Consider the following 24,849-nt stretch of genomic DNA (forward strand, 5'->3'; position numbering starts at 1 on the left):
GGTGCCCGGGGGCTCCCCCGGGCACCGCACTCACTAGGCGAAGGCGACGACCAGCTCGACCTCGACCGGAGCGCCGAGCGGCAGTTCCGCGACTCCGACCGCCGAGCGCGCGTGGCGGCCCGCTTCGCCGAAGACGTCGCCCAGCAGCTCGGACGCGCCGTTGATCACTCCCGGCTGCCCGGTGAAACCGGTGGCGGAGGCGACGAAGCCGGTCAGCTTGACGACGCGGGTGACGCGGTCGAGCGATCCGATCGCGTCGGCGACCGCCGCGAGGGCGTTGAGCGCGCAGATCCGCGCGAGGGCCTTCGCCTCGTCGGGACCGACGAGGCCGTCACCGGAGCCGACCTTGCCCGTTGCGGGCAGGACGCCGTCGACGAACGGGATCTGCCCCGCGGTGAAGACGAGGTGCTCGTGCACGACCGCCGGGACGTACGCGCCCGCGGGGGCGGCGACGGCGGGCAGCTCGACGCCCAGCTCCGCGAGGCGCTGGGCGATGCCCGCTCCGCTCACGCGCCGGCCTCGGCGACGGGGCGCTTGAGGTAGGCGACGAGCCCGCCCTCGGGGCCGGTCACGATCTGCACCAGCTCCCAGCCCTCGGATCCCCAGGTGTTCAGGATCGCCGTGGTGTTGTGGATCATCAACGGGGTCGTGACGTACTCCCAGCGCGGGACGGACATGGCTCTCCTCGAGTGCGGGGCGCACCGCCGCGAGGCGGTGCGGGCGGGGGTGCGCCGCGTCCGGTGCGGTCGCGGCGACTACGCTGATTCTATGTCGGGGGCAGGCGGGACCAGGGTCGTGAAGTCGATCGGAGGCGCCGTCGGCGGGCTCATCGGGGTGGTCGCGATGAGCGTGATCGCGGGGATCCTCGTGGCCGCGTCGATCACACCGGCCATCGCGCTGGGCGGCATGGCCGCGAACAACGGCGTGCAGATGTTCGACAACCTCCCCGAGTACCTCGAGATCGGCACCCTCGCCGAGAAGAGCAACATCTACGCGAAGGACGCGAGCGGCGCCGACGTCCTCCTCGCCTCCTTCTACGCGCAGAACCGCGTCGAGGTCGGCTGGGACGACATCTCCCCCTTCGTGAAGGACGCCGTCGTCGCCTCCGAGGACCCGCGCTTCTACGAGCACGGCGGGATCGACCTCCTCGGCACCGTGCGCGCCGCGGCCACGACCGCGATGGGCGGCCGCGTGCAGGGCGGCTCCTCGATCACCCAGCAGTACGTGAAGAACGTCCTGGTGCAGAAGGCCGAGGCCCTCTCGGACCCGATCGAGCGCGACGCCGCCTACCGCGAGGCGACCGAGACGACTCCGGAGCGCAAGGTCGCCGAGATGCGCCTCGCGATCGGCCTCGAGAAGGAGTACCCGAAGAACGACATCCTGCTCGGCTACCTCAACATCGCGCTGTTCGGAGGAACGGTCTACGGCATCGAGGCCGCCGCGAACTACTACTTCGGCACGAGCGCCCGCGACCTCACCCTGGCGCAGTCGGCCGCGCTCATCGCGATCGTCAACAACCCCGAGAAGTTCCGCTTCGACCGTCCCGACGACCCGGCCAACCTCGCCGTCGAGGGATACCCCGAGACCCTGAACCGGCGCAACTACATCCTCGTGCAGATGGACAAGGAGTCGAAGGTCACTCCGGAGCAGATCGCCGAGGCCGCTGGAACGCCCATCGCCCCCGTCGTCACCGAGCCCAGCACCGGCTGCCAGACCGCCGGCATCGCCGCGTTCTTCTGCGACTACGTCACCTGGGTCATCAAGAACGACGACGCGTTCGGAGCGAGCCGGGACGAGCGCGACGCGACGTTCAAGCGCGGCGGGTACCAGATCTACACGACCCTCGACAGCGAGCTGCAGCAGGCCGCCGTCTCGGCGACCGACGCCTGGGTGCCGAAGTCGATGGGATCGATCAACATCGGCAGCTCGAGCGTCTCGGTGGAGGTGGGCACCGGTCGCATCCTCGCGATGACGCAGAACAAGGACTACTCGAACGATCCCGACGTCGCCGGGCCGAACTACACGAGCGTCAACTACAGCACCGACTTCGGCTACGGAGGCTCGTCGGGGTTCCAGGTGGGATCGACCTACAAGGTGTTCACCCTCGCGGAGTGGCTGCAGGAGGGACGCTCGCTCGGCGAGAGCGTCGACGGGGTGCGCCGCGCGTACACGACCTTCCGCGACAGCTGCGAACCCGACGGCATCTACTACGGCGAGTCCTGGGACCCCAAGAACGACGAGGGCGGCAACGGAGGCGTCTACTCCGTCCTCGACGCGACGAAGGGCTCGATCAACACGGGCTTCGCCGCGATGGCCGAGCAGCTCGACCTCTGCGGCATCCGCAACACCGCCCTGGCGATGGGCGTGCACCGCGCCGACGGCACGGAGCTGCAGAAGTTCGCACCCACGATCCTCGGCACCAACGAGATCGCTCCGCTGACCATGGCGACCGCCTTCGCGGGCTTCGCCAACAAGGGCACGGTCTGCACCCCGATCGCGATCGACCGCATCGTCGACCGCACCGGGGCGGACGTCGCTCCGCCCGCCTCCGAGTGCACGCAGGGGATGTCGGAGGCGGTCGCGGCCACGGCCGACTACGCCCTGCAGCAGGTCATGACCGGAGGAACGGGGCGCGCGTCCGCGACCGGCACCGGCGTCCCGCACATCGGCAAGACGGGCACCACCGACAACGCCGTGCACACCTGGATGGTCGGCGCGAGCACCGAGGTCGCCACGGCGACCTGGGTCGGCAACGTCGTCGGCAAGACCTCCATGCGCGGGCTGCGCCTGAACGGTGTGAACGCGGGTCAGGTGCGCCATCAGATCTGGCCTCGGATCATGCGCGTCGCCGATGCGAAGTACGGCGGCTCGGCGTTCCCGTCACCGCAGCGCTCCCTCGTGGAGGCGCCTCAGGAGGCCGTGCCCGAGGTCACCGGGCAGAGCCCCGCCGCCGCCTCCGAGCGGCTGCGCCAGCTCGGCTTCCGAGTGAGCGTCGACCCCGTCCGCGTGCCCTCCGATCGCCCTGCCGGCACCGTCGCCCAGACGAGCCCTCCGGCCGGCTCGCGCATCGCCCGGGGGAGCGCCGTCGTGCTCCAGGTGAGCGCAGGGCCCGCGACGCCGCCGCCCTCGCCCGCTCCGCCGTCGCCCGGCACCGCGCCCCCTGCCGGCGGATGAGCACTCACCGGCCGTCCGGTGCCGTCGTGCAGAATGAACGCGGTCGCGCCTCGCGGCCGCACCCTCGGGAGAAGGACACATGACCGGACGCAGCCGACGCCCCCTGACCACCGCTCTCGCGACGGCCGCCCTCGCCGGCGCGGCCGCCGGCGTCTGGGGCATCGGCATCGAGCGCACCCTGTTCACCGTCCGCCGGATCAGCGTGCCCGTGCTGCCGCAGGGAGCGGCGCCGCTGCGGATCCTGCACCTCTCGGATCTGCACATGGCCCCCTGGCAGTCGAAGAAGCAGGAGTGGCTGAGCTCGCTCGCCGCCCTCTCCCCCGATCTGATCGTGGACACGGGCGACAACCTCGGCCACCGCGACGGCGTGCTCGGTATCCGCCGCGCACTCGAGCCGTTCGCGGGCGTCCCCGGCGTGTTCGTCCACGGCTCGAACGACTACTTCGGCCCCCGGCTCAAGAACCCGCTGCGCTACTTCCGCGGACCGTCGAAGAACCCCCGCCCCGACCAGGCCGGGCTCGACACCGCCGCGCTCACGGGCTACTTCACCGACGACCTCGGCTGGACCGACCTGAACAACACCGCCACCTCGATCGAGGTCGGCGGGACCCGGATCGAGTTCTTCGGCGTCGACGACCCGCACATCGCCCGCGACCGCATCGACCTGGTGGCGGGCGCCGTCGACGAGCTGCGCGCCGCGGCCGACGGTCCGGCCGACGTGAGCATCGGAGTGGCGCACGCCCCCTACCAGCGCGTGCTCGACGACTTCGTCGCGCGCGGCGCCGAGCTGATCCTCGCCGGGCACACGCACGGCGGACAGGTCTGCGTGCCGGGATTCGGCGCCCTCGTCACCAACTGCGACATCCCCCGCGACAAGGTCTCCGGATTCACGACCTGGGACAACGGGCTGCGCAGCTCCTACCTCAACGTCTCGGCGGGCGTCGGCACCTCGATCTACGCGCCGGTGCGCTTCGCCTGCCGCCCCGAGGTGACGCTCGTGACCCTCGAGCCGGCGAGCTGAGTCGGAGCGCATCGCGGCCGTTCTTCCGGCTCGTGAATATCGGCTATCATTGACGAGGTTCGCCCGCGAGAGCGGTGCGAGCACTCCACCGGGGTGTGGCGCAGCTTGGTAGCGCGCCTCGTTCGGGACGAGGAGGTCGTGGGTTCGAATCCCGCTACCCCGACCGGTGAGAAGCCCGGCCAGGATCGATGATCCGGGCCGGGCTTCGTCGTTCCCGGGTCCTCCGGCGGTCGTGGGCGCGCCGCACAGGCGCTGTTCCGCGCACGGGCGGTCCTCTCGGAGGAACGCCGAGCAGACTGGGTCATTCCCGTCCGCCGCCGCATGCCACCGTCCCCGCAGGAGGAGCACCATGAGCCGGTCGCTCACCCGCCTCACCCTCGCCGTCGGCGCCCCGTACCTGGCAGCGCTGGCACTGGTCGCGTTCTGGCCCGTCCCCGTCGACTCGGGAGTACGGGGTGTGCTCGATCGTCTGCTGGCCGCACCCGCTCGTCACGGCCTGGGAGTGATCGACTACGACCTGATCGAGCGCGCCGCCAACGTCGCGCTGTTCGTCCCCCTGGGCGTCCTCGTCGCCCTGCATCTGCGGCCCCGCTGGGCCTGGCTCGCCGTCGTGATCGGAGCGGCGACGAGCGCCGTCATCGAGACGGGGCAGCTGCTGTTCCTGTCGGACCGCTTCGCCACCACCGACGACGTCGTGATGAACAGCCTCGGAGCGGCGATCGGCGCCGTGCTCGGTTCCGTCGTGCGCGCGGTTCTGCAGCACCGGGAGCGACTCGCACGGAGGGAGGACGATCTGCTCGTCCGCGCTCCGCTCCCCGGCCGCGTCTAAGCCGGTCGTCCGTTCCTGAACGAACGACGGCGCCGGCGGGCGGAGGCCGGTGCGACGCCGTGGCGTCGTCCGGGCTCCGCGCCTCCGGCGCCGATCGAGGTGTGCTGGTGCGTCAGCGGCCCAGGCCGCGGTACTCCCAGCCGGCGGCGCGCCAGTCGGCGGGGACCAGGCAGTTGCGCCCGTCGACGACGAAGCGGTTCGAGACCAGCTCGCCCGCGACGGCGGGGTCGATGGCGCGGAACTGCTTCCACTCGGTGACGACGACCACGGCATCGGCGCCGCGCAGGGCCTCGTCGACGTCGGTCGTGTAGGTGATGTCGGGGTACTTGCGCCGGGCGTTCTCGATCGCCTCGGGGTCGGTCGCGACGACGTTCGCGCCGAGGTCGTGGAAGCGACTGGCGACGTCGAGCGACGGCGAGTCGCGGGTGTCGTCGGACTCCGGCTTGAAGGCCAGACCGAGAACGGCGATCTTCTTCCCCTCGACCGAGCCGCCGAGGCCCTCGACGACGAGGTCGACGACGCGCTGACGACGGCGCAGGTTGATCGAGTCCACCTCGCGGAGGAACGCGACGGACTCGCCGACGCCGAGCTCGTCCGCGCGGGCGGAGAAGGCGCGGATGTCCTTGGGCAGGCAGCCGCCTCCGAAGCCGATCCCGGCGTTGAGGAAGCGACGGCCGATGCGAGCGTCGTAGCCGATGGCGTCGGCCAGCTGAGTCACGTCCGCTCCGGTCACCTCGGCGATCTCGGCGATCGCGTTGATGAACGAGATCTTGGTCGCGAGGAACGCGTTGGCCGAGACCTTGACGAGCTCGGCGGTCGCGTAGTCGGTGACGACGAGGGGGGTGTCGGCCGCCAGGGCGGTCGCGTACACCTCGTCGAGCACGCTCTTGGCGGCGGCTCCGGCCTCTCCCGAGGGCACCCCGTAGACGAGGCGGTCCGGGCTGATGGTGTCCTCGACGGCGAAGCCCTCGCGGAGGAACTCGGGGTTCCACACGAGCGACGCGCCGGTCGGGGCGATCATCTCGGCGAGACGGGCGGCCGTGCCGACCGGGACCGTCGACTTGCCGACGACGAGGGAGTCCGAGGTGAGGTGGGGCAGGAGGCCCTCGATCGCCGAGTCGACGAAGCGCATGTCGGCGGCGTTCGAACCCGCCTTCTGCGGGGTGCCGACGGCGACGAAGTGCACGGCCGCACCGGCGGCGTCGGCCGTGTTCGTCGAGAAGCGGAGACGACCCGACGCCACTCCGGAGGACAGGAGCTCGGGCAGGCCGGGCTCGAAGAACGGGGCGGAGCCGGCAGCCAGGGCGTCGATCTTGGCCTGGTCCACGTCGATGCCGATCACATCGTGGCCGAGCTCGGCCATCGCGGCGGCGTGGACGGCACCGAGGTAGCCGCAACCAATGACAGAAAGCTTCACAGGGTTTCTCCGAATCGTGGACGGGTGGGTGTCGCGTCGGCGACGGCGGGGGGAGCTGAATCCGGCGACGAGCCGCTCCGGGAGCGTTCTCTCACCGCGCCAATGCTCTCAGATCGCGGGAGATGTCGGCGACGGCGGCGGCGATCTGCTCGGCGACGCGGGTGTGCGTCGCCTCGCTGCGACCGATCGGATCGTCGATGTCGTCTCCCGCCGCTCCGCCGGGGGCGCGCCCCCGGTTCGCCGCGGCGAGGCGCACGACGCCGCGGAGCCGGGCTGCGGGATCCGCGACGACCGGGAGGGGGACCTCGGCGAGGACGAAGGGCAGCACCCGCGCGAACTCGAGCAGGGTGAAGCCCCGGAGCAGGATCGAGGGGAAGCTCCGTGCCGCATCGACGAGGTGGTCGCGGGTCATCGTGAGCATCACGTCGGCCTCCGCCACCAGACGCTCCGAGAGCCGGGCACTGGAGTGACCGGTCGGATCGCCGCCGTGCACGATGCTCAGCCGGGCGGAGGTCGGATCCATCGGGTAGCCGTCCCGCGTCTGCACCCCTGCGCTCCGGAACGAGAAGAGCGGGCCCCCGGCAGGAGAGGTCGCATCGCCCAGCTCGTGCCGCAGCAGCTGCTCGGACATCGGGGACCGGCAGATGTTGCCGGTGCAGACGGACAGGATCGTGAACACCGGAGAGCCCGACGCGGACGCCGCCTCCGCCGAGGGGCGGCCTCGACGACTCCGACGGGAGCCGTCGTCTCCGGGGAACGTCATGCGGCGCGGATCAGACGGCGCTCGGGGTGGGCTCGCTCGCGGACTCGGGGCGGGCACCCGTCTTCTCGGAGCCGTAGTAGCTCGTGTAGTAGTAGCCGTAGCCCCGCCCGACCTGGCCCCGCGGAGGAACGCGGTTGAGGATGACGCCGAGGGTGTGGCCGCTCACGCGCTCGAGGTTCTGGATCGCCTTGCCCAGCTCGTCGGTGGTCGTCTTGCCGGCCGAGATCACGACGAGCGCGCCGTCGGTGCGGGCGGTGAGGATCGCGCCGTCCGTGACGGGCAGCAGCGGAGGCGCGTCCACGATCACGATGGCCTCGCGGGCGATCTCGTGCAGGAGGATGTCCATCCCGTTGGAGCCGAGGAGCTCGCTCGGGTTCGGCGGGATCGAGCCGGCGCCGAGGATCCAGAGGTTGCCGGACGGGCCCCACGGCTGGAGGACGTCCTGCAGCTCGGCCTTGCCGATGAGGAGATCGGTGAGGCCGACGCCCGGGACGAGACCGAACGACTTGGCGACGGTGGGCTTGCGGAGGTCGCCGTCGACGACGACGGTGCGCTGCCCGGAGGCGGCGAGCGTGACCGCGAGGTTGGCGGTCACGGTGGACTTGCCGTCGGAGGGCAGCGGGCTCGTGACGACGATGATCCGCGGCGGGCTGTCGACGTTCATGAACTGCAGGTTCGTCCGTAGCTCGCGCAGCGACTCGGCGAGGGCGTGCTTGCCGTCGGCCTTCACGTAGTCGGTCGTGTCGGCCTCGGGGATGATCCGGTTGGTCTCGCTGAGGCGCTTGTCGACGGGCAGGGTGCCGACCACGGGGAGGTCGAAGAGGCGCTCGACCATCTCGGCGGTGCGGATGCGGCGGTCGAGGGTGTTGCGGACGAACGCGTAGACGAGGCCGAGCACGAGCCCGGCGAGCGCTCCGACCGCCAGGACGAGCCGGAGGTTCGGGAAGTCGGGCGAGCTCGGCAGCGCGGCGTCCTGGATCACCTTGAGGCTCACCGAGTCCCCCGAGCCCGTCTCGGCGTTGATCTGCTGGATCCGGGTGGCGACGGCCGAGACCCAGGCGTCCGCGAGCTTCTGCGCGCCGTCGGCGGTGGAGGCCTCTGCTGTGACGCTGAGGACGGGCGCGGCGGTCTCCGAGGTGACCGTGATGGCGCCGATCAGAGCGGAGGGGCTGATGTCGAGACCGAGGTTCGCGATGGCGATCTCGGCGACGTCGCGCGAGGAGGCGATCGGCACGTAGGTGGTGAGTCGCGACTTGGCGAGGGCCTCGGCGATCTGCTCGCCGTACAGGTCCTGGCTGCCGTCTCCGCTGTCGGGCACCGCCACCGTGACGAGGCCCTTGGAGTCGGCCACGTAGCGCGGCTTCTGCGTCAGGGACCACCCGAAGGCGACCAGGGTCCCGAGGAGGATCGCTGCGACGATCGGCAACCAGTGATCACGGAGAAGTCGGAGGACGTCCCTAAGTTCCAAGGTGGCAGGTTCCTTCACTGATTCGGAGCGGCGCACGACCGTCGGAGACGGTGAGCCCTGAGATTGTTGCACAGGCGTGTTGTCGGCCTGTTTCGCGGCGCATCATGGGTGCACCCCGTCCGGGGTGGGCTGCTGTGCACGCCTCCTCGTGATCACTCCGAGCCCGACGAGCTCGTCGACCGCGGCATCGACGGCGGACCGCGGGTCCACTCCGTGGGGTGCCCCGCCGACGTCGGCGAGGACGGCGGCACTCAGGCGGTCGGCGGGGACGCCCTCGCCGATCCGCTGCCACAGGGCCGGACCGATGCCCGAGAGGCGGACCAGGACGCCGCCGGAGAAGACGAGGACCTCGCCGTCCGGAGCGCGCAGCGCATCGTCGACGAGCGACAGCTCGAGGTCGTCCGACGCGGTGCCCGAGAGCGGGAGGGGGACGATCTCGTCCCAGATCGCAGGAGCCTGTCCGCCGAGGGTCGTGAACAGCTGCTCGACGAGCCCGAGGGCGTCGGCGGACTCGGAGTAGACGAGGCGCCGCACGCCGCCGAGTGAGCGGAGGGTCTCGACGAGGTGCACGATCGGGCGCGGCCGCGCCGAGAGGTAGGAGGTCTGCGGCACGAGGTCGTCGATCGCCTCGATCGGATCGACCGCCTCGAGGAACGGCTCAGCGACTCCGGGGCGGCGATCGAGGAGGACCACGCCCGCGAGCACGAGCGGCCCGCGTGGTGCGGGCCGGAGCCCGAGTGCCTCCGGGGCGAGCTGCGCCTTGGGTGCGGTGCCCGTCAGCGGCTTCACCGAGAGCGGCTTGGGGTACGGGAGCACGCGTCCGTCCTCGGCGACGCCGACCGTCTCGTCGCTCACGTAGCCGAATCGCGTGCCGAGCAGCCGGGCCATCGTCGTCTTGCCGGTTCCGGAGGCCGCGACGAAGGCCAGGACGCGGCCCGACTCGTCGGCGACTCCGCACGCGTGGAGCATCAGGAGGTCGTCGCGACGGACGCCGATCGCCTCCACGGTGAGCGTCGAGGTCAGCGACTCCTCGAGCTGGGCGACCGTTCCGGCGAGCACGCGCACGCCCTCGCCCTCGATGGTCGACGGGAGCACGTCCGCGAGGACGATCCGCTCCTCCCCCGTCGACGGGCGGTGGCACGCCGCCCAGCTGGAGGCGATCCGCTCGACGTCCTCCGGCGACAGCCCGCCGCCGAAGACGACCCGGAATGGCACGTCGAGGACGGCGACGGTCATGTCGCGGAGGGCGACCTCCGCCTCGGACCCGATCAATACGCGCCGTCGCGAGCGAGGACGGCGCGGGCCGTCTTGAACAGGATGATCAGGTCGCCCGTCATCGACCAGTTCTCGACGTAGTAGAGGTCGAGGCGGACGGTGTCCTCCCACGACAGGTTCGAGCGGCCGCTCACCTGCCACAGGCCCGTGATCCCCGGCTTCATCAGGAAGCGGCGGTGCACGTGGGCCTCGTACTGCTCGACCTCGCGGGCCAGCGGCGGGCGGGGGCCGATCAGCGACATGTCGCCGCGGAAGACGTTCAGGAACTGCGGCAGCTCGTCGAGGCTGAACCGGCGGAGGACCGTCCCGACCTTCGTGACGCGCGGGTCCTTCGCCATCTTGAAGAGGACGCTGTTGCCCTCGGCGCGCTGCTGGGCGGCGAGAGCGGCCAGGCGGGCCTCGGCGTCGACGACCATGGAGCGGAACTTGAGCATCTCGAACGTCGCGCCGTTCAGCCCGATGCGCTCCTGACGGAACAGCACGGGCCCCGGGCTTGTGGTGCGCACGAGGATCGCCACGACGATGAGGACCGGAGCGCTGAGCAGGATCAGCGCGGTCGACGCGACGATGTCGAAGAGCCGCTTGGCGAAGCGCTGGCGCCCGTCGAAGCGAGGGGTCTCCACGTGGATGAGAGGCAGCCCCGCGACCGGGCGCGTGTGGATGCGCGGGCCGCCGATGTCGGTCAGGCTCGGCGCCACGACGAGGTGCTCGCGACCGGGCTCGAGCGTCCAGCTCAGCTCGCGGATCCGCTGCGGGGCCAGCTCGTCGGAGCTGGTCACCACGACCGTGTCGGCGCCGGTCGCGTCCATGACCGCTCGCACTCCGTCGATACCGGTGAAGGAGTGCACGGCCAGGCCGTCGAGCTCCGTCTCGCCGTGGAGCGCATCCGCTCCCCCGGGGGAGGTCGAGACGGCGCCGACCAGCTTGTAGCCCGCCTCGGTGCCGCGGCGCAGCTCGCGCGCGGTGTGGAGGACGCTCGCCCGAGAACCGAGCAGAACCACCTGGTTCGCGGAGCGCCCCTGCTTGCGCTCGCGGGTCAGCCAGGAGCGCCAGACCAGACGGCCCACGCAGATGAGGAGGATGCCGGCGGGGAGGGCGGTGATGATGTAGCCGCGCGCGAGCTGGATCTGCAGGAGGTAGGCGACGATCGCGACGATGCCGAAGAGCCAGATCGTGGAGTCGACGATGCGGCGGTACTCGACGTACCCCGTTCCGATGATCCGGCGGTCGCGGGTGTCGAACACCTGCAGGGCCAGGAGCCAGGCGATCGAGAGCACGACCGAGACCACCGTGTAGTTGATGGTGAACGCGTCGGTCGTGCGGAAGCCGACCACGCCGGAGCCGAGATCGAGGTCGAACCAGAACAGCTGGGTGCCGAACACGGAGACGAGGATGGCGAGGACGTCGGTGGCGAGGAGCCGGCCGCGGTACTCCTGCTCCCAGGACGACCCGCGCTTCGGCGTGATGCCCTGCGCCGTCATCGATCCCCCCGATCTCTCCTCGTTCTTCGACACGCGTTCTTCCGTCTCCGGTGATGTCACGCCGCAAGGCTACCCACTAGTTCGTTTCGCGTGGGTGTCGCAGGCGTGAGGCGTTCTCGGCTACTACCCGCGCAGACGCCCGCGGCTCTCCTGCAGATAGCAGGCTCCGCAGAGGGATTCGTACGTCACCAGGGCTCCGTCGATCGCCACCTGGTCGCCGTCGAAGACGAAGCGGCCGTCCACGACGCGCCCGTTGAAGATCGCTTTGCGCCCGCACCGGCAGATCGTCTTGAGCTCTTCGAGGCTGTGCGCGATCTCGAGGAGCCGCCTGCTCCCGGGGAACGCGGCGGTGCGGAAGTCGGTCCGGATGCCGTAGGCCAGCACCGGGACGTTCTCGAGGATGGCGATGCGCAGCAGGTCATCGACGTGCGACTCGGGCAGGAACTGGGCCTCGTCCACCAGTAGAGCGCTCACATCGCGCGCGGTCTCGGCCAGCACGCGCGCTCGGGCGGCGCCGAACACCGCGACCGGGTCCTCGTCCGGGCGGAACAGGATGTCCACCGGACGGGTGACGCCGAGCCGCGACACGATGAGCGCCTCGCCCTTGGTGTCGACCGCCGGCTTGGCCAGCAGGACCCGGTGACCGCGCTCCTCGTAGTTGTACGCGGCCTGCAGGAGCGACGTGCTCTTGCCGCTGTTCATCGCTCCGTAGCGGAAGTACAACTTCGCCATCAGGTCTCCTCGGGGCTCGTCGGCGGTCGGGCGCTCGAGAGGGCGCTCACTCCAGGAAGCCGTCCTCGGCGGCGCGGCGGATGAGCTCCGCACGGCGGCTCGCGGGACGGCCGACCCTGGCGTACTTCTGGCGCACCCGGCGCAGATAGGTCTTCGCCGTCTCGAACTGCACGTTCATCTTGGCAGCGACCTCGGGGGTGCTCGATCCCGAGACGTAGAGCCGGAGGGCCTCGAGCTCGCCCGCGCTCAGCCGCGGACGCTGCTGGGCGGCGACGCCGATCGGCAGCGGCCGCCACTGCGTCGCCGATCCTGCGGTGGAGCGCATGGCCATCGCGGACCGCGTGCTCTCCATCACCTCGCGCATCGGCTGCGCCTTGGTCAGGTGCCGGGCGGCTCCGGCGCGCAGGCTGCGCTCGCGGATCTCGTCGTCCTCGTGCTCCGAGAGGACGATGACGACGGCTCCTGCGGCGCGGCAGGTGCGGATGCGCGCCTCGATCGAGATCGGCTCGCGGAGCTCGAAGTCCATGATCACGACCTGCGTCGGGAACACGGTGCTCGTCACCAGCTCCATCCAGGTCCCTGCGCCGACGACGACCTCGAAGTCCGGCGCGTGCGCCGCGATCCAGCTGCTCATGCTGTCGAGGACGAGCTCGTGATCGTCCAGGATGCCGAGGCGCACGGGGCGGGGCGACTCGTCGTCGCCGCTGCGAGCGGAGGAGCCGGACGAGGGCTCACCGGAGCGGCTGACCATGGCCCGATCCTATCGGAGCACCGGAGCGCGGCTCCTGTGCCGGATGCACGTCAGAAGAGCGTCGGCTGGCCGACTCCGGGGAGCATCGCGGCACGATCGGGACCGAGTTCCTCGGCCAGGAGACCGCCGTGCTGGAGTGGGCGGCGATCCCCTCCGAGCACCCGCAGCGTGCCGAGCCCGGAGGAGAGCACCGACCCGGTGGCGGGATCCTCCCGCCCCTGCTCCAGACGGTGGGCGCGCATCAACGGGCGGATCCGCTCCGTCAGCCAGCGGCGGTACTCGACCGGCGCGTAGGCCGAGCGACCCGGGTAGAGCGAGCGGTAGCGGTCGAGCAGCTCGGGATGCTCCTGCGCGAGCCAGTGCAGGAACCACTCCTTCACCCCGGGCTTGAGATAGAGCGTCGAGTACAGGATCGACGTGGCGCCCGCCTCGGCGCAGGCGCGGAGCGAGGCGTCCAGGTGCGCCTTCGTGTCGGTGAGGAACGGCAGGATCGGCATGAGGAAGACGGAGCAGTCGAAGCCCGCCTCGCGGGCGGCGGTGACCGTGGCCAGTCGCGCCGCGGCGGTGGGGGCGCCTGGCTCGACGGAGCGCTGCAGCTCCTCGTCGTAGACCGCGATGGAGACGCCGAGGTCGACCGGGACGTGCTCCGCGGCCTCCTTCAGCAGCGGCAGATCCCGGCGGAGGAGCGTTCCCTTGGTGAGGATCGAGAGCGGGGTCCCCGAGGCGGCGAGCGCGGCGATGATGCCGGGCATCAGGCGGTAGCGCCCCTCCGCCCGCTGGTAGGGATCGGTGTTCGTGCCGAGTGCCACCGGGTGCCGCTCCCAGCTCGGCCGGGCGAGCTCGCGCGTGAGCACCTCGGCGACGTTCACCTTCACGACGATCTGGGAGTCGAAATCGCGGCCGCCGTCGAACTCCAGGTATTCGTGGGTCGGCCGGGCGAAGCAGTAGGTGCAGGCGTGGGTGCACCCGCGCATCGGGTTGATGGTCCAGCCGAACGGCATCTTCGACGAGGTGTGCACCCTGTTGAGCGCCGACTTCGCGAGCACCTCGTAGAAGGTGATGCCGTCGAACTCGGGGGTGCGGGTCGTCCGCACCAGATCGGTCAGCCGCACGAGGCCCGGGAGCGCGCGGTCGTCGGCCGCGCCGATCGACTGCCCGCTCCACCTCATGGAGCAATTAGAACATACGTTCGAACGCCGTGCGCCGAACGGCGCTCGATCGGGTCAGACCGAGGCGCCGAGTGCGAGCGTCTCGGCGGTCGCCGCGACCGTGCGCTCGGCCGCCTCGGGAGCGTCGTTCAGCGTCGAGCCGTAGCTCGGGATGAGCGAGCGGATGCGCGGCTCCCAGCCCTTCAGCTCGTCAGGGAAGCAGCGCTTGAGCACGTCGAGCATGATCGGGACGGCGGTCGAGGCTCCGGGCGAGGCGCCGAGCAGGCCGGCGATGGTGCCCTCTCCCCCGGTGATGACCTCGGTGCCGAACTGCAGCACTCCGCCCTTCTTCTCGTCCTTCTTCATCACCTGGACGCGCTGGCCGGCGGTGATCAGGTACCAGTCCTCGGAGCGGGCGGTGGGCAGGAACTCGCGCAGCGCCTTCATCTTCTTGCCGCGGCCGGCGACGACCTCGCCGAGGAGGTACTTCATCAGGTCGAAGTTGTCGCGCGCGACCGCGAGCATCGGCCCGATGTTGTGCGGGCGGATCGAGAGCGGCAGGTCGAGCCACGATCCGCGCTTGAGGAACTTGGGCGTGAATCCGGCGTAGGGACCGAAGAGGAGCGACGCCTCGCCGTCGACGACGCGCGTGTCGAGGTGCGGGACGGACATGGGCGGTGCGCCCACCGCGGCCTTGCCGTAGACCTTCGCCTGGTGGCGCGCCACGATCTCGGGGTTGTCGGTGCGGAGGAACTGACCCGAGATGGGGAAGCCGCCGAAGCCCTTGATCTCGGGGATGCCCGACTTCTGCAGCAGGTGCAGGGCGCCGCCTCCCGCGCCGACGAAGACGAAGCGGGCGAGCACGCGCTTGGGCGTGCTGCCGACGAGCTGCTTGAGGTCGAGCTGCCAGAGCCCGTCCTTGCGGCGGGTGATGTTCGTGACCTCGTGGCCCGTGTCGAGGGTTCCGCCGTTGCCGACGACGTGGTCGAAGAGCTGGTGGGTCAGAGCGCCGAAGTCGACGTCCGTTCCGGCGGGGATGCGCGTCGCCGCGTACGGGCCACCGCCGGCGGGGCGCTGCTCCATCAGCAGAGGGGCCCACTCGTGGATCGTCTTCACGCTCTCGGTGAACTCCATGCCGGCGAAGAGCGGCTGGTCCTTCAGCGCCTCGTAGCGCTTGCGCAGGTACTCGACGTTGGCCTCGCCGTGCACGAAGGTCATGTGCGGAGCGGCGTTGATGAAGCTGGAGGGCTCGCGGATCGCACCCGCCTCGACCAGGCTCGCCCAGAACTGGCGCGAGATCTGGAACTGCTCGTTGATCTGGATCGCCTTGGCGGGGTCGACGGAGCCGTCGGCCGCCTCGGGCATGTAGTTCAGCTCGCAGAGGGCGGCGTGGCCCGTGCCCGCGTTGTTCCACGGGTTCGAGGACTCCTGCGCGACGTCGCCGAGGCGCTCGTAGGCCGCGATCGTCCAGTCGGGCTGGAGCGTGGTCAGGAGGGCTCCGAGCGTGGCGCTCATGATGCCCCCTCCGATGAGGGCGACGTCGACCGGTTCCGAGGAGTTCACGAGAACCGAGTTTACCGTCGCGGAAGGGTCGGCAGCCCGGACGGGGGGCTGCACCGTCATCAAATTCGCGGCTTTTCGACGCGGAGGCGGGCGGCGCCGCGCGGAGTCGAGCGGTCGGCTCGGCTCGCGCGGCGCCGCTCCGGCGTCAGGAGGCGGCGGGACGCGCCGCGATCAGCTCCGCGATCTGCACCGCGTTGAGCGCGGCACCCTTGCGCAGGTTGTCGTTGCTGATGAAGAACGCGAGGCCGCGGCCCTCGGGCGCTCCCTCGTCGGCGCGGATCCGGCCGACGTAGCTCGGGTCGGTGCCCGCGGCCACGAGGGGGGTCGGGACCTCGTGGAGGACGACTCCGGGCGCATCGGCGAGCAGCTCGCGGGCGCGCTCGGGCGTGAGCTCCCGCGAGAACTCGGCGTTGACGGAGAGCGAGTGCCCGGTGAAGACGGGGACGCGGACGCAGGTGCCCGAGACCAGCAGGCCGGGCAGCTCGAGGATCTTGCGGCTCTCGTTGCGGAGTTTCTTCTCCTCGTCGGTCTCGTTCAGGCCGTCCTCGACGAGGTTGCCGGCGAACGGGATGACGTCGAAGGCGATCGGAGCCACGTAGACCGCGGGGTCCGGGAACGCGACCGCGGAGCCGTCGTGCACGAGGTCCAGGAGGCGCTCGTCGGCGACGGCCGCCTTCGCCTGGCCGGCGAGCTCGTTGGCTCCGGCGAGACCGCTGCCCGAGACCGCCTGGTACGTGCTGACGATGAGGCGGGTGAGACCTGCCTCGGCGTCGAGCACCTTCAGGATCGGCATCGCCGCCATCGTGGTGCAGTTGGGGTTCGCGATGATGCCCTTGACGGCCTGGTCGATCGCGTGCGGGTTGACCTCGCTGACGACGAGCGGGACCTCGGGGTCCATGCGCCACGCGCTGGAGTTGTCGATCACGAGGGCGCCGGCGGCGGCGAACCGCGGGGCCTGCGCGCGGGAGCCCGTGGCTCCGGCCGAGAAGAGGGCGATGTCCAGCCCCGTCGGATCGGCGGTCTCGACGTCCTCGACGACGACGTCCTCGCCGCGGAACGGCAGAGGGGTGCCGGCCGAGCGGGCGGTGGCGAAGAAGCGGATCGAGGCGATCGGGAAGTCGCGCTCCTCGAGGAGGCGGCGCATCACCTTCCCGACCTGGCCGGTCGCGCCGACGACGCCCACGTGGAGGGGGGTGCTGCTCATGCTCTGCTCTTTCGTCCGTGCGGCGCGGCCGCCGCTCCCACTCGCGTGGGGATGAGGAGGGGTCCCGCGGGGAGCGGGTACCGGTGAGAAGGTACCGGGCGGCGAGTCGCCTCCGCGCCCGGCACCGCGCGATCGGCGGGATCGCGAGGGTGGATGTCCGTCAGCGACCGGTGCCGGCGTAGACGACGGCGTCGTCCTCGGCGTCGAGCCCGAAGGCGGTGTGGACGACGCGCAGCGCTTCGTTCACGGTGTCGGCGCGCGTGACCACCGAGATGCGGATCTCGCTGGTGGAGATCATCTCGATGTTGATGCCGGCCTCGAACAGCGAGCGGAACAGCTTCGCCGAGACGCCCGCGTTGGTGCGCATGCCGGCGCCGACGAGGGCCAGCTTGGCGATCTGGTCGTCGTACTGCAGCGCCTGGAAGCCGACATCGTCCTTCTCGGCGTTGAGCGCCATGAGGACCGTCTGGCCGTCGGCCTTGGGCAGCGTGAAGGAGATGTCGGTGAGACCGGTCGAGGCGGCCGACACGTTCTGCACGATCATGTCGATGTTCGACCCGGTCTTCGCGACGATCGTGAAGATCTGCGCGGCCTTCCCCGGGATGTCGGGCACGCCGACCACGGTGATCTTGGCCTCGTTCAGGTCGGCGGCCACGCCGGCGATGATCGGCTCTTCCACGGTCTGTCCCTTCTCGGTGCCGGCTGCTCCGGCGTTGTAGACGATGGTGCCCTCGTTCGGGCTGAAGGAGGAGCGCACGTGCAGCGTCACTCCGTGGCGGCGCGCGAACTCGACGGCGCGGATGTGCAGGACCTTGGCCCCTGCCGCGGCGAGCTCGAGCATCTCCTCGCTGGAGATGCGGTCGAGCTTGCGGGCGCGCTTGACGACGCGGGGATCGGCGGTGAAGACGCCGTCGACGTCGGTGTAGATCTCGCAGGTGTCTGCGCCGAGGCCCGCGGCCAGCGCGACGGCGGTGGTGTCGGAGCCGCCGCGGCCGAGGGTGGTGATGTCCTTGGTGTCGCGGTTGAAGCCCTGGAACCCCGCGACGATGACGACGGCGTTCTCATCCAGCGCCTCGCGCAGGCGCACGGGAGTGATGTCGACGATGCGCGCCGCTCCGTGCTGCGCGTCGGTGATCATGCCGGCCTGGCTGCCGGTGAAGGAGCGGGCCTCGTAGCCCATGCTCTTGATGGCCATGGCGAGCAGCGCCATCGAGATGCGCTCCCCGGAGGACAGCAGCATGTCGAGCTCGCGAGGGGCCGGGATGGGGGTCACCTGGTGCGCGAGCTCGAGCAGATCGTCAGTGGTGTCGCCCATGGCCGAGACCGCGACGACGACGTCGTTGCCCGCCTGCTTCGTGGCGACGATCCGCTTCGCGACGCGCTTGATGCTCTCCGCGTCGGCGACGGAGGACCCGCCGAACTTCTGGACGATCAGGCTCACGTGCTGCTCCCGGGTCGGTGGCTGGTGGGCCGTCGCGACCCGACGAAGGAGTCTACCGGCGGGCGCATGCACGAGGGGCCATGTTTCGGGCCGGCGGGCTCGTCCCCTCCTATGTCAGTTCTCGACGAGTCGGCGGCCCTCGAAGGCGCGGCCGAGGGTGATCTCGTCGGCGTACTCGAGATCGCCGCCGACGGGCAGGCCGGAGGCGAGCCGGGTGATCCGGATGCCGAGCGTGCTGAGCATGCGCGAGAGGTAGGTCGCGGTCGCCTCGCCCTCGAGGTTCGGGTCGGTCGCGATGATGACCTCCTGCACCTCGCCGTCGGCGAGACGCTGCAGGAGCTGCCGGATGCGGAGCTGATCCGGGCCGATGCCGTCGATCGGGCTGATCGCTCCGCCGAGCACGTGGTACAGGCCGCGGAACTCGCGCGTGCGCTCGATGGCGGGGACGTCCTTCGCCTCCTCGACCACGCAGATGACCGTGCGGCTGCGACGCGGGTCGCGGCAGATGCCGCAGGTCGCCTCCTCGGCCACGTTGCCGCAGATGTCGCAGAAGTGCACGCGGCCGCGCAGCTCGAGCAGGATCTCGGCGAGGCGGGTGACGTCGAAGGTCTCGGTCTGCAGGATGTGGAACGCGATGCGCTGGGCGGACTTCGGGCCGATGCCGGGGAGGCGGCCGAGCTCGTCGATCAGCTCCTGGACGATGCCTTCGTACATGCGGTCGCCTCCTCTCTGTCGGGGCGGGCGGGGCGGGGGGAACGGGCGGGACGGGGCGGCGCGAGGATCATGCGCCGCTCACGCGGGGACCGCGCGGCACGTGCGGCTGCTCCTCGATGAACTGGGCGCCGAGGATCTCGCGGACCACGGCCTCGCCGTAGCGCTGACGGCCGTCGGCCGTGGCCGAGCGGGTGGTCCGCGTCACCGGGCGCGCGGGCGGCTCCCGACGCTCGGGGGCCGCGGCGGGTGCACGGACGAGCTCGGGAGCGACCGCCGGAGCGGGTTCGCCGGGAGGGGCGACGACGGCCCAGGAGTCGGGCATCGGAGGCTCGACCGGCGGCATGTCCTCCTCCGGCGGCTCCTCGTCGAAGGGGGGAGCGTCCTCGGCGGGGGCGCTGCGGACGACCGGGGGCTCGGCGGCGCGCTGCGGCGCGGGGGCACTCGGCGGCGCCGCGGGGGTGGGCACCGACTCGCCCTCGACGACGGGAGCGACCGGGTCGGTGGGGATCGCCACGGTGGCCCAGCCGTCGATTCCCGTCGCCGCGGACGGCGCCGCGACGGCGCGGGCGGCGGCCGGAGGTGCGGGCGGCGCCTCCGCGGCCGCGCGGACCGTCTCGGGAGCGGCGGCCGACGGCTCGACGCGGGCGATGTACTTCACGCGGAGGCCGAGCACCTGCTGGATGGCCTGGCGGAGGTGCTCGCTGACTCCGGGCTGCCCCGCCGTTCCGGCCATCTTGAACGAGTCGACGTCGTTCTGGCTCGGGAAGGAGAGGGTGAGGACGTCGTCCTTCAGGGCGCGCACCTGCGCGGTGTAGGCGACGAGCCACGCCGTCATCTTCGCCTTCTGCACGACCTCGAGGATCTCGGGCCAGCTGTCCTTCATCCGCTGCAGGGTGATCGGGCCCTCCTCGGCGGCGGAGGGCGCGGATGCGGAGGGTGCGGGGGCGGAGGGTGCCGGGGCGGACGGCGCCGGGACCGGGCTCGCGGGGACGGCGTCGGGACCGGACGCCGCCGGAGCGGCGACGGGGACGGTCTCGACCGGCACCTCCTCGACCGGCACGGCGGTGGCGATCACGGCGGCGGGGCGCTCGATGCGGTGCGCGGGCGCGATCGGGGCCGGGCCGCCGGAGCGCGATCGCGCGGCTCGTCGGCCGCGCGGGGCCTCGGCACGGGGGCCTCGGCACGGGGGCCTCGGCACGGGGGCCTCGCGCGGGGCGCCGGCGGCCGAGGGCGCGCCGCTCAGGACCAGGGCGCGCGCGATCATCAGCTCGAGGTGCAGGCGCGGGGACGTGGCACCGGTCATCTCGGTGAGGGCGTCGTTGACGAGGTCGGCGATGCGGGAGAGCTCGGCGAGGCCGAGCGCGCGGGCCTGGCCCGCCATGCGGTCGAGCTCGTCCTGCGAGACGCCGCGCAGCACCGCGGCGGCCGCGGCTCCGGTGGCGGCCACGACGATCAGGTCGCGGAGCCGCTCGAGGAGGTCGTCGACGAAGCGCCGCGGGTCCTGACCGGTCTGGATGACGCGGTCGACCGCTCCGAACGCCTCGGCGGAGTCGTGCTCGGCGAGCGCGTCGATCACCTCGTCGAGGAGGGCACCGTGGGTGTAGCCGAGCAGCGCGACGGCGCGCTCGTACCCGACGGTGCTGTCCTCGGACCCGGCCATCAGCTGATCGAGCAGGGACAGCGTGTCTCGGACCGAGCCGCCTCCCGCGCGGACCACGAGGGGCAGGACGCCCGCCGCGACTCCGACGCCCTCGCGCTCGCAGAGCTCCTGCGTGTAGTCGAGCATCTGCGCCGGCGGCACGAGGCGGAAGGGGTAGTGGTGGGTCCGCGAGCGGATGGTGCCGATCACCTTGTCGGGCTCGGTCGTCGCGAAGATGAACTTCACGTGCTCCGGCGGCTCCTCGACGATCTTGAGCAGCGCGTTGAAGCCCTGCGGCGTGACCATGTGCGCCTCGTCGAGGATGAAGATCTTGAAGCGATCACGGGCGGGGGCGAACACGGCGCGCTCGCGGATGTCGCGCGCGTCGTCGACTCCGTTGTGGCTCGCGGCGTCGATCTCGACGACGTCGAGCGACCCCTGGCCCTCGCGGCTGAGCTCGACGCAGCTGTCGCAGACGCCGCACGGGGTGTCCGTCGGGCCCTGGGCGCAGTTCAGGCAGCGGGCGAGGATGCGCGCGGACGTGGTCTTGCCGCAGCCGCGCGGACCGCTGAAGAGGTAGGCGTGGTTCACGCGGTTGGTGCGCAGGGCCGTCATGAGCGGATCGGTCACCTGCGACTGGCCGATCATCTCGGCGAACGTCTCGGGCCGGTACCGGCGATACAGGGCTGCTACCACCCGTACAGAGTAGCCGCGACCTCCGACACCGGAGCCGGGTCGCCCGAGCCCGGGCCCCGCGTAGCCTCGGACCGTGACGGACCCCGCCCCCCTCCTCCGCTTCGACGCCGTCGTGCTCGCCGGCGGGCGCGCGCGCCGCCTCGACGGCGCAGCCAAGCCGCTCCTCGTGCACCGCGGCACGACGCTCCTGGCCACCGCGCTCGTGGCGGTCGACGGTGCCGAGCGGATCGTCGTGGCGGGACCCGGATCGCTCCGCTCGGCGACGGGGAGCACTCTGCTCGTGCAGGAGGAGCCGCCCTTCGGCGGACCGGTCGCGGGCCTGGCCGCCGCGCTGCCCCTGCTCGAGCGTCCGGACTCCCCGGAGTGGGTGCTCGTCCTCGCCGCGGACCTCGTCGCGCCGTCGGCGGCCGTCGGGCGGCTGATCGAGGAGGCGGCGCGCAGCGACGCGGACTCCGTCCTGGCCGTCGACGCCGACGGCCGAGCCCAACAGCTGCTCGGGGTGCACCGGCGCGCCTCGCTCGTCTCGGCGCTCCGGCGGCTCGGCGCGGCCGACGGCGCGTCGGTCCGCGCCCTGCTCGCCGACCGGGAGGTCGCCCTCGTCGAGGTGCCCGCGGGATCCGCCGACGACATCGACGATCCCGGGGACGCCAGGAGCCACGGCATCGACGTCCCGCGCCCCCTCGGCGGAGAATGAGCGGATGACCGACACGAGCGCCGCCCCTCCCGCCGACTCCACCGACGCGCTGCTGGCGGCCTGGTGGGACGAGCTGTGCGCCGCTCTCGGGCTCGGCGAGGTGCCGATCGGCCGCGACGCGCTGCTCGCGCTGGCGGGCGACGCGGCGCACGGGGTGGTGCGGCCGGCTGCTCCTCTGACGACGTTCCTGGCGGGGTACGCGGCGGGTCTGCAGGGCGGCGGGGCGGAAGCCCTCGAGGCGGTCGTGACGGCGTCCCGCGAAGCGATCCGCGGCCGCGCGCACGACTCCTGACACGGTACTCCCCGAGTCTCGATCCCGCTCCAGACTGCGGGCGTACGGTGCGATCGAGCCCCGACGCCGCGGCCGGATCACCGCGCGGCGCCAGGGCTCCCGCGGGGCGAGCGCTCCGCGGTCGCTGCGCTGAAGGAGCACCCATGTCGGGCAACAGAGCCGTCGCCTACAAGTCCCCCGGAGTCGTCGAGGTCATCGACATCGACTACCCGACCTTCGAGCTGAAGGACGGTCCGGGCGTCAACCCGGCCAACATCGGCCGGAAGCTGCCGCACGGTGCGATCCTCCGCACCGTCTCGACCAACATCTGCGGATCCGACCAGCACATGGTCCGCGGCCGCACCACCGCCCCCTCCGACCTCGTCCTCGGTCACGAGATCACCGGCGAGGTCGTCGAGGTCGGACCGGACGTCGAGTTCGTGAAGGTCGGCGACATCGTCTCGGTGCCCTTCAACATCGCCTGCGGCCGCTGTCGCAACTGCAAGGAGCGCAAGACGGGCATCTGCCTGAACGTGAATCCCGACCGACCGGGCAGCGCCTACGGCTACGTCGACATGGGCGGCTGGGTCGGCGGCCAGGCCGAGTACGTGATGGTGCCCTACGCCGACTGGAACCTGCTCGTGTTCCCCGACCGCGACCAGGCGCTGGAGAAGATCCTCGACCTCACGATGCTCTCGGACATCTTCCCCACCGGCTTCCACGGCGCGGTGACGGCCGGGGTCGGCGTCGGATCGACGGTCTACGTCGCGGGAGCGGGCCCGGTCGGACTCGCCGCGGCGGTCGGAGCCCAGCTGCTGGGCGCGGCCGTCGTCATCGTCGCCGACCTCAACGAGGAGCGGCTCGCCCAGGCGCGCTCCTTCGGCTGCGAGACCGTCGACGTCTCGAAGGGCGACCCGGCCGGGCAGATCGAGCAGATCCTCGGCGTGCCGGAGGTCGACTGCGGAGTCGACGCCGTCGGCTTCGAGGCGCACGGCAACGGGCCCGACTCGCACCAGGAGGCGCCGGCGACGGTGCTGAACTCGCTGATGTCGATCACGGCGGCGGGCGGCGCGCTCGGCATCCCCGGCCTCTACGTCACGGGCGACCCGGGCGGAGTGGACGACGCGGCGAAGGAGGGCTCGCTCTCGATCCGGCTGGGTCTGGGCTGGGCGAAGTCGCTGTCCTTCACGACGGGTCAGTGCCCGGTGATGAAGTACAACCGGCAGCTGATGATGGCGATCCTGCACGACCGGGTGCACATCGCCGACGCGGTGCAGGCCACCGCGATCACGCTCGACGAGGCTCCGCGCGGATACGCGGACTTCGACAAGGGAGCGGCCAAGAAGTTCGTGCTGAACCCCAACGGGTACCTCGGCTGAGCGAGGGGCGGGGTCCGCGCGATGCGGGCCCCGCCCGGGCTCCGGCCAGAATGAGGGGATGAGCGCGCACCGGCACGAGGCGACCGACTGGGACGACGCCCGACGGCGCGCCGCCGAGGCCGTCGCGGTCGGCGACGCCGTCGAGGTCCCGCTCCTCGCGGCCCGCGGAGCGGTGCTCGCCGGGCCTGTGGCGACGACCCGCCCGCTCCCCCACTACGACTCGTCGGCGATGGACGGCTGGGCGGTGCGCGGGGCTGGTCCGTGGCGGCTCGCCGTCGGGGTCGCTGCTCCGATCGTCACGGGCGGCGTCGTGCCCGCCTGGTGCGACGCGGTCGTGCCCACCGAGCAGGGCGTCGTGAGAGACGGAGTGCTCTCGAGTGCCGCGGACCTGCCGCACGGGCGCCATGTGCGCCGCGCCGGGGACGAGGCCTCCGCCGGCACCGTGCTGGTCGACGCCGGGACCCGCCTCACTCCGGCGCACCTCGCACTGCTCGCGGTCGCGGGCGTCGACCGCGTCGGCGTGCGCCGCCCGAGCCTCGTGGACCTCCTCCTCACCGGCGACGAGATCGACACCGAGGGGGCGCCCGTGGCCGGCCGGGTCCGCGACGCGTTCACTCCGCTCCTCCCCTCGTTCGTCGAGGCCGTAGGAGGAGCGATCGGCGAGATCGACCGGCTCGGCGACGACGACCACGCGATCGCCGCGCGGCTCTCGGCGGGTTCGGCGCCGATCCGCGTGACGACCGGCGGGACCGGGCGCTCGCGGGCGGACTCGGTGCGACGGGCGCTGACCCTCGCCGGTGCCGTGGTGCTGGTGGACGGCGTCGACATGCGTCCCGGTCACCCGACGATGCTCGCGGTGCTGCCCGGAGGCGCGCTCGTGATCGCGCTGCCGGGGAACCCGCTCGCGGCGCTGCTCGCCGCGCTGTCGTTCCTCCCTCCGGCGCTGGACGCCGCCGCCGGAGCGACGCCGCGGGCTCCCGGCACCGGGACTCTGGGCGAGCCGCTCGGCAGACCGGGGACGACCGTGCTCGTGCCCGTCGCGCTCGGCGTCGGCGGCTGGCGGGCCGCGGCGGGCATCCGCTCGCACATGCTCACTGGGCTCGCGGCCTCGGAGGCCGTCGCGGTGGTGCCGCCCGGCGGCGCGCGGGTCGGCGACTCCGTCCGGTTGCTGCCGCTGCCCTGGTAGCGG

General features: G+C 71.9%; 22 protein-coding genes and 1 tRNA gene. 8 read left to right on the forward strand and 15 right to left on the reverse strand.

Going from position 1 to position 24,849, the window contains the following annotated elements:
• Positions 1-33: 33 nt before the first annotated feature.
• Together C1I63_RS17570 and sp36 are read right to left on the reverse strand one after the other, a co-directional pair.
• The gene (locus C1I63_RS17570; protein ID WP_107575605.1) at positions 34-510 is read right to left on the reverse strand and encodes a RidA family protein; all 477 of its coding nucleotides are present in this window, start codon (positions 508-510) and stop codon (positions 34-36) included.
• Positions 507-677: a Sp36 family protein gene (gene sp36, locus C1I63_RS19860; protein ID WP_165759626.1), complete on the reverse strand. Its 171-nt coding sequence runs from the start codon at positions 675-677 to the stop codon at positions 507-509. The genes C1I63_RS17570 and sp36 overlap by 4 nt, the downstream gene beginning before the upstream one ends.
• A gap of 91 nt (positions 678-768) precedes the next feature.
• On the opposite strand from sp36, the gene C1I63_RS17575 reads away from it, so the two are divergent.
• The 4 genes from C1I63_RS17575 (at position 769) to C1I63_RS17590 (ending at position 5,024) form a co-directional block, all read left to right on the forward strand.
• Positions 769-3,174: a penicillin-binding protein gene (locus C1I63_RS17575; protein WP_170116409.1), complete on the forward strand. Its 2,406-nt coding sequence runs from the start codon at positions 769-771 to the stop codon at positions 3,172-3,174.
• A gap of 79 nt (positions 3,175-3,253) precedes the next feature.
• The gene (locus tag C1I63_RS17580) at positions 3,254-4,195 is read left to right on the forward strand and encodes a metallophosphoesterase (RefSeq protein WP_107575607.1); all 942 of its coding nucleotides are present in this window, start codon (positions 3,254-3,256) and stop codon (positions 4,193-4,195) included.
• Positions 4,196-4,284: 89 nt separating this feature from the next.
• A tRNA-Pro gene (locus C1I63_RS17585) sits at positions 4,285-4,358 on the forward strand.
• Between the two features lie 186 nt (positions 4,359-4,544).
• Positions 4,545-5,024 (forward strand): VanZ family protein, encoded by a 480-nt coding sequence (locus C1I63_RS17590; RefSeq protein WP_107575608.1) that lies wholly within the window; start codon positions 4,545-4,547, stop codon positions 5,022-5,024.
• A gap of 112 nt (positions 5,025-5,136) precedes the next feature.
• Here C1I63_RS17590 and C1I63_RS17595 read toward each other — a convergent pair whose 3' ends face one another.
• The 13 genes from C1I63_RS17595 to C1I63_RS17655 all read right to left on the reverse strand — a co-directional run bounded on the left by C1I63_RS17595 (position 5,137) and on the right by C1I63_RS17655 (position 21,316).
• Complete coding sequence (locus C1I63_RS17595) at positions 5,137-6,441, reverse strand: UDP-glucose dehydrogenase family protein (RefSeq protein ID WP_107575609.1); 1,305 nt, start codon at positions 6,439-6,441, stop codon at positions 5,137-5,139.
• Positions 6,442-6,532: 91 nt separating this feature from the next.
• The gene (locus tag C1I63_RS17600; RefSeq protein ID WP_082481315.1) at positions 6,533-7,204 is read right to left on the reverse strand and encodes an arsenate reductase/protein-tyrosine-phosphatase family protein; all 672 of its coding nucleotides are present in this window, start codon (positions 7,202-7,204) and stop codon (positions 6,533-6,535) included.
• Between the two features lie 10 nt (positions 7,205-7,214).
• Positions 7,215-8,744 carry a tyrosine-protein kinase domain-containing protein gene (locus C1I63_RS17605; RefSeq protein WP_107575610.1) on the reverse strand — a complete coding sequence of 510 codons (1,530 nt, stop codon included), beginning with the start codon at positions 8,742-8,744 and terminating at the stop codon, positions 7,215-7,217.
• 30 nt (positions 8,745-8,774) lie between these two features.
• Entirely contained in the window at positions 8,775-9,944 is a 1,170-nt protein-coding gene (locus tag C1I63_RS17610) for a hypothetical protein (protein WP_107575611.1), read from the reverse strand.
• Complete coding sequence (locus tag C1I63_RS17615; RefSeq protein ID WP_235577233.1) at positions 9,941-11,488, reverse strand: sugar transferase; 1,548 nt, start codon at positions 11,486-11,488, stop codon at positions 9,941-9,943. Before C1I63_RS17615 ends, C1I63_RS17610 begins: the two co-directional genes overlap by 4 nt.
• Positions 11,489-11,551: 63 nt before the next feature.
• The gene (locus C1I63_RS17620; RefSeq protein WP_055791242.1) at positions 11,552-12,160 is read right to left on the reverse strand and encodes a thymidine kinase; all 609 of its coding nucleotides are present in this window, start codon (positions 12,158-12,160) and stop codon (positions 11,552-11,554) included.
• Between the two features lie 46 nt (positions 12,161-12,206).
• Positions 12,207-12,911, reverse strand: coding sequence for a DNA-binding response regulator (locus C1I63_RS17625; RefSeq protein ID WP_107575612.1), 705 nt, complete (start codon positions 12,909-12,911; stop codon positions 12,207-12,209).
• Between the two features lie 50 nt (positions 12,912-12,961).
• On the reverse strand, positions 12,962-14,080 hold the full coding sequence (locus C1I63_RS17630) for an Rv2578c family radical SAM protein (protein WP_055791240.1): 1,119 nt from the start codon (positions 14,078-14,080) through the stop codon (positions 12,962-12,964).
• 54 nt (positions 14,081-14,134) lie between these two features.
• A complete protein-coding gene (locus tag C1I63_RS17635; protein ID WP_082481308.1) occupies positions 14,135-15,682 on the reverse strand; it encodes a malate:quinone oxidoreductase in 1,548 nt (515 codons plus the stop codon).
• 85 nt (positions 15,683-15,767) lie between these two features.
• Entirely contained in the window at positions 15,768-16,826 is a 1,059-nt protein-coding gene (locus tag C1I63_RS17640) for an aspartate-semialdehyde dehydrogenase (protein WP_107575613.1), read from the reverse strand.
• Positions 16,827-16,986: 160 nt separating this feature from the next.
• Positions 16,987-18,267 (reverse strand): aspartate kinase, encoded by a 1,281-nt coding sequence (locus C1I63_RS17645; protein ID WP_056867815.1) that lies wholly within the window; start codon positions 18,265-18,267, stop codon positions 16,987-16,989.
• Between the two features lie 114 nt (positions 18,268-18,381).
• Positions 18,382-18,981 carry a recombination mediator RecR gene (recR, locus tag C1I63_RS17650; RefSeq protein WP_055791233.1) on the reverse strand — a complete coding sequence of 200 codons (600 nt, stop codon included), beginning with the start codon at positions 18,979-18,981 and terminating at the stop codon, positions 18,382-18,384.
• Positions 18,982-19,048: 67 nt separating this feature from the next.
• On the reverse strand, positions 19,049-21,316 hold the full coding sequence (locus C1I63_RS17655; protein WP_107575614.1) for a DNA polymerase III subunit gamma and tau: 2,268 nt from the start codon (positions 21,314-21,316) through the stop codon (positions 19,049-19,051).
• A 73-nt stretch (positions 21,317-21,389) separates the two neighbouring features.
• Here C1I63_RS17655 and mobA point away from each other — a divergent pair, with 73 nt between their 5' ends.
• The 4 genes from mobA (at position 21,390) to C1I63_RS17675 (ending at position 24,846) form a co-directional block, all read left to right on the forward strand.
• Positions 21,390-22,010 carry a molybdenum cofactor guanylyltransferase gene (gene mobA / locus C1I63_RS17660; protein ID WP_107575615.1) on the forward strand — a complete coding sequence of 207 codons (621 nt, stop codon included), beginning with the start codon at positions 21,390-21,392 and terminating at the stop codon, positions 22,008-22,010.
• Positions 22,011-22,014: 4 nt separating this feature from the next.
• Positions 22,015-22,302 (forward strand): DUF6457 domain-containing protein, encoded by a 288-nt coding sequence (locus tag C1I63_RS17665; protein WP_107575616.1) that lies wholly within the window; start codon positions 22,015-22,017, stop codon positions 22,300-22,302.
• 143 nt (positions 22,303-22,445) lie between these two features.
• Positions 22,446-23,660: a formaldehyde dehydrogenase, glutathione-independent gene (fdhA, locus tag C1I63_RS17670; protein ID WP_055791222.1), complete on the forward strand. Its 1,215-nt coding sequence runs from the start codon at positions 22,446-22,448 to the stop codon at positions 23,658-23,660.
• Between the two features lie 58 nt (positions 23,661-23,718).
• Positions 23,719-24,846: a molybdopterin molybdotransferase MoeA gene (locus tag C1I63_RS17675; RefSeq protein WP_107575617.1), complete on the forward strand. Its 1,128-nt coding sequence runs from the start codon at positions 23,719-23,721 to the stop codon at positions 24,844-24,846.
• Positions 24,847-24,849 lie beyond the last annotated feature (3 nt).

Origin of the sequence: Rathayibacter caricis DSM 15933, from assembly GCF_003044275.1 — a bacterium.
GTDB lineage: Bacteria > Actinomycetota > Actinomycetes > Actinomycetales > Microbacteriaceae > Rathayibacter > Rathayibacter caricis.

Excerpts from the sequence above, each read along its gene's own strand:
- C1I63_RS17675 (WP_107575617.1), top strand. The coding sequence starts at position 23,719 with ATGAGCGCGCACCGGCACGAGGCGACCGACTGGGACGACGCCCGACGG.
- recR (WP_055791233.1), bottom strand. The coding sequence starts at position 18,981 with ATGTACGAAGGCATCGTCCAGGAGCTGATCGACGAGCTCGGCCGCCTC.
- C1I63_RS17620 (WP_055791242.1), bottom strand. The coding sequence starts at position 12,160 with ATGGCGAAGTTGTACTTCCGCTACGGAGCGATGAACAGCGGCAAGAGC.
- sp36 (WP_165759626.1), bottom strand. The coding sequence starts at position 677 with ATGTCCGTCCCGCGCTGGGAGTACGTCACGACCCCGTTGATGATCCAC.
- C1I63_RS17575 (WP_170116409.1), top strand. The coding sequence starts at position 769 with ATGTCGGGGGCAGGCGGGACCAGGGTCGTGAAGTCGATCGGAGGCGCC.
- fdhA (WP_055791222.1), top strand. The coding sequence starts at position 22,446 with ATGTCGGGCAACAGAGCCGTCGCCTACAAGTCCCCCGGAGTCGTCGAG.
- C1I63_RS17665 (WP_107575616.1), top strand. The coding sequence starts at position 22,015 with ATGACCGACACGAGCGCCGCCCCTCCCGCCGACTCCACCGACGCGCTG.
- C1I63_RS17600 (WP_082481315.1), bottom strand. The coding sequence starts at position 7,204 with ATGACGTTCCCCGGAGACGACGGCTCCCGTCGGAGTCGTCGAGGCCGC.
- C1I63_RS17630 (WP_055791240.1), bottom strand. The coding sequence starts at position 14,080 with ATGAGGTGGAGCGGGCAGTCGATCGGCGCGGCCGACGACCGCGCGCTC.
- C1I63_RS17640 (WP_107575613.1), bottom strand. The coding sequence starts at position 16,826 with ATGAGCAGCACCCCCCTCCACGTGGGCGTCGTCGGCGCGACCGGCCAG.
- C1I63_RS17625 (WP_107575612.1), bottom strand. The coding sequence starts at position 12,911 with ATGGTCAGCCGCTCCGGTGAGCCCTCGTCCGGCTCCTCCGCTCGCAGC.
- C1I63_RS17590 (WP_107575608.1), top strand. The coding sequence starts at position 4,545 with ATGAGCCGGTCGCTCACCCGCCTCACCCTCGCCGTCGGCGCCCCGTAC.
- C1I63_RS17635 (WP_082481308.1), bottom strand. The coding sequence starts at position 15,682 with ATGACGGTGCAGCCCCCCGTCCGGGCTGCCGACCCTTCCGCGACGGTA.
- C1I63_RS17580 (WP_107575607.1), top strand. The coding sequence starts at position 3,254 with ATGACCGGACGCAGCCGACGCCCCCTGACCACCGCTCTCGCGACGGCC.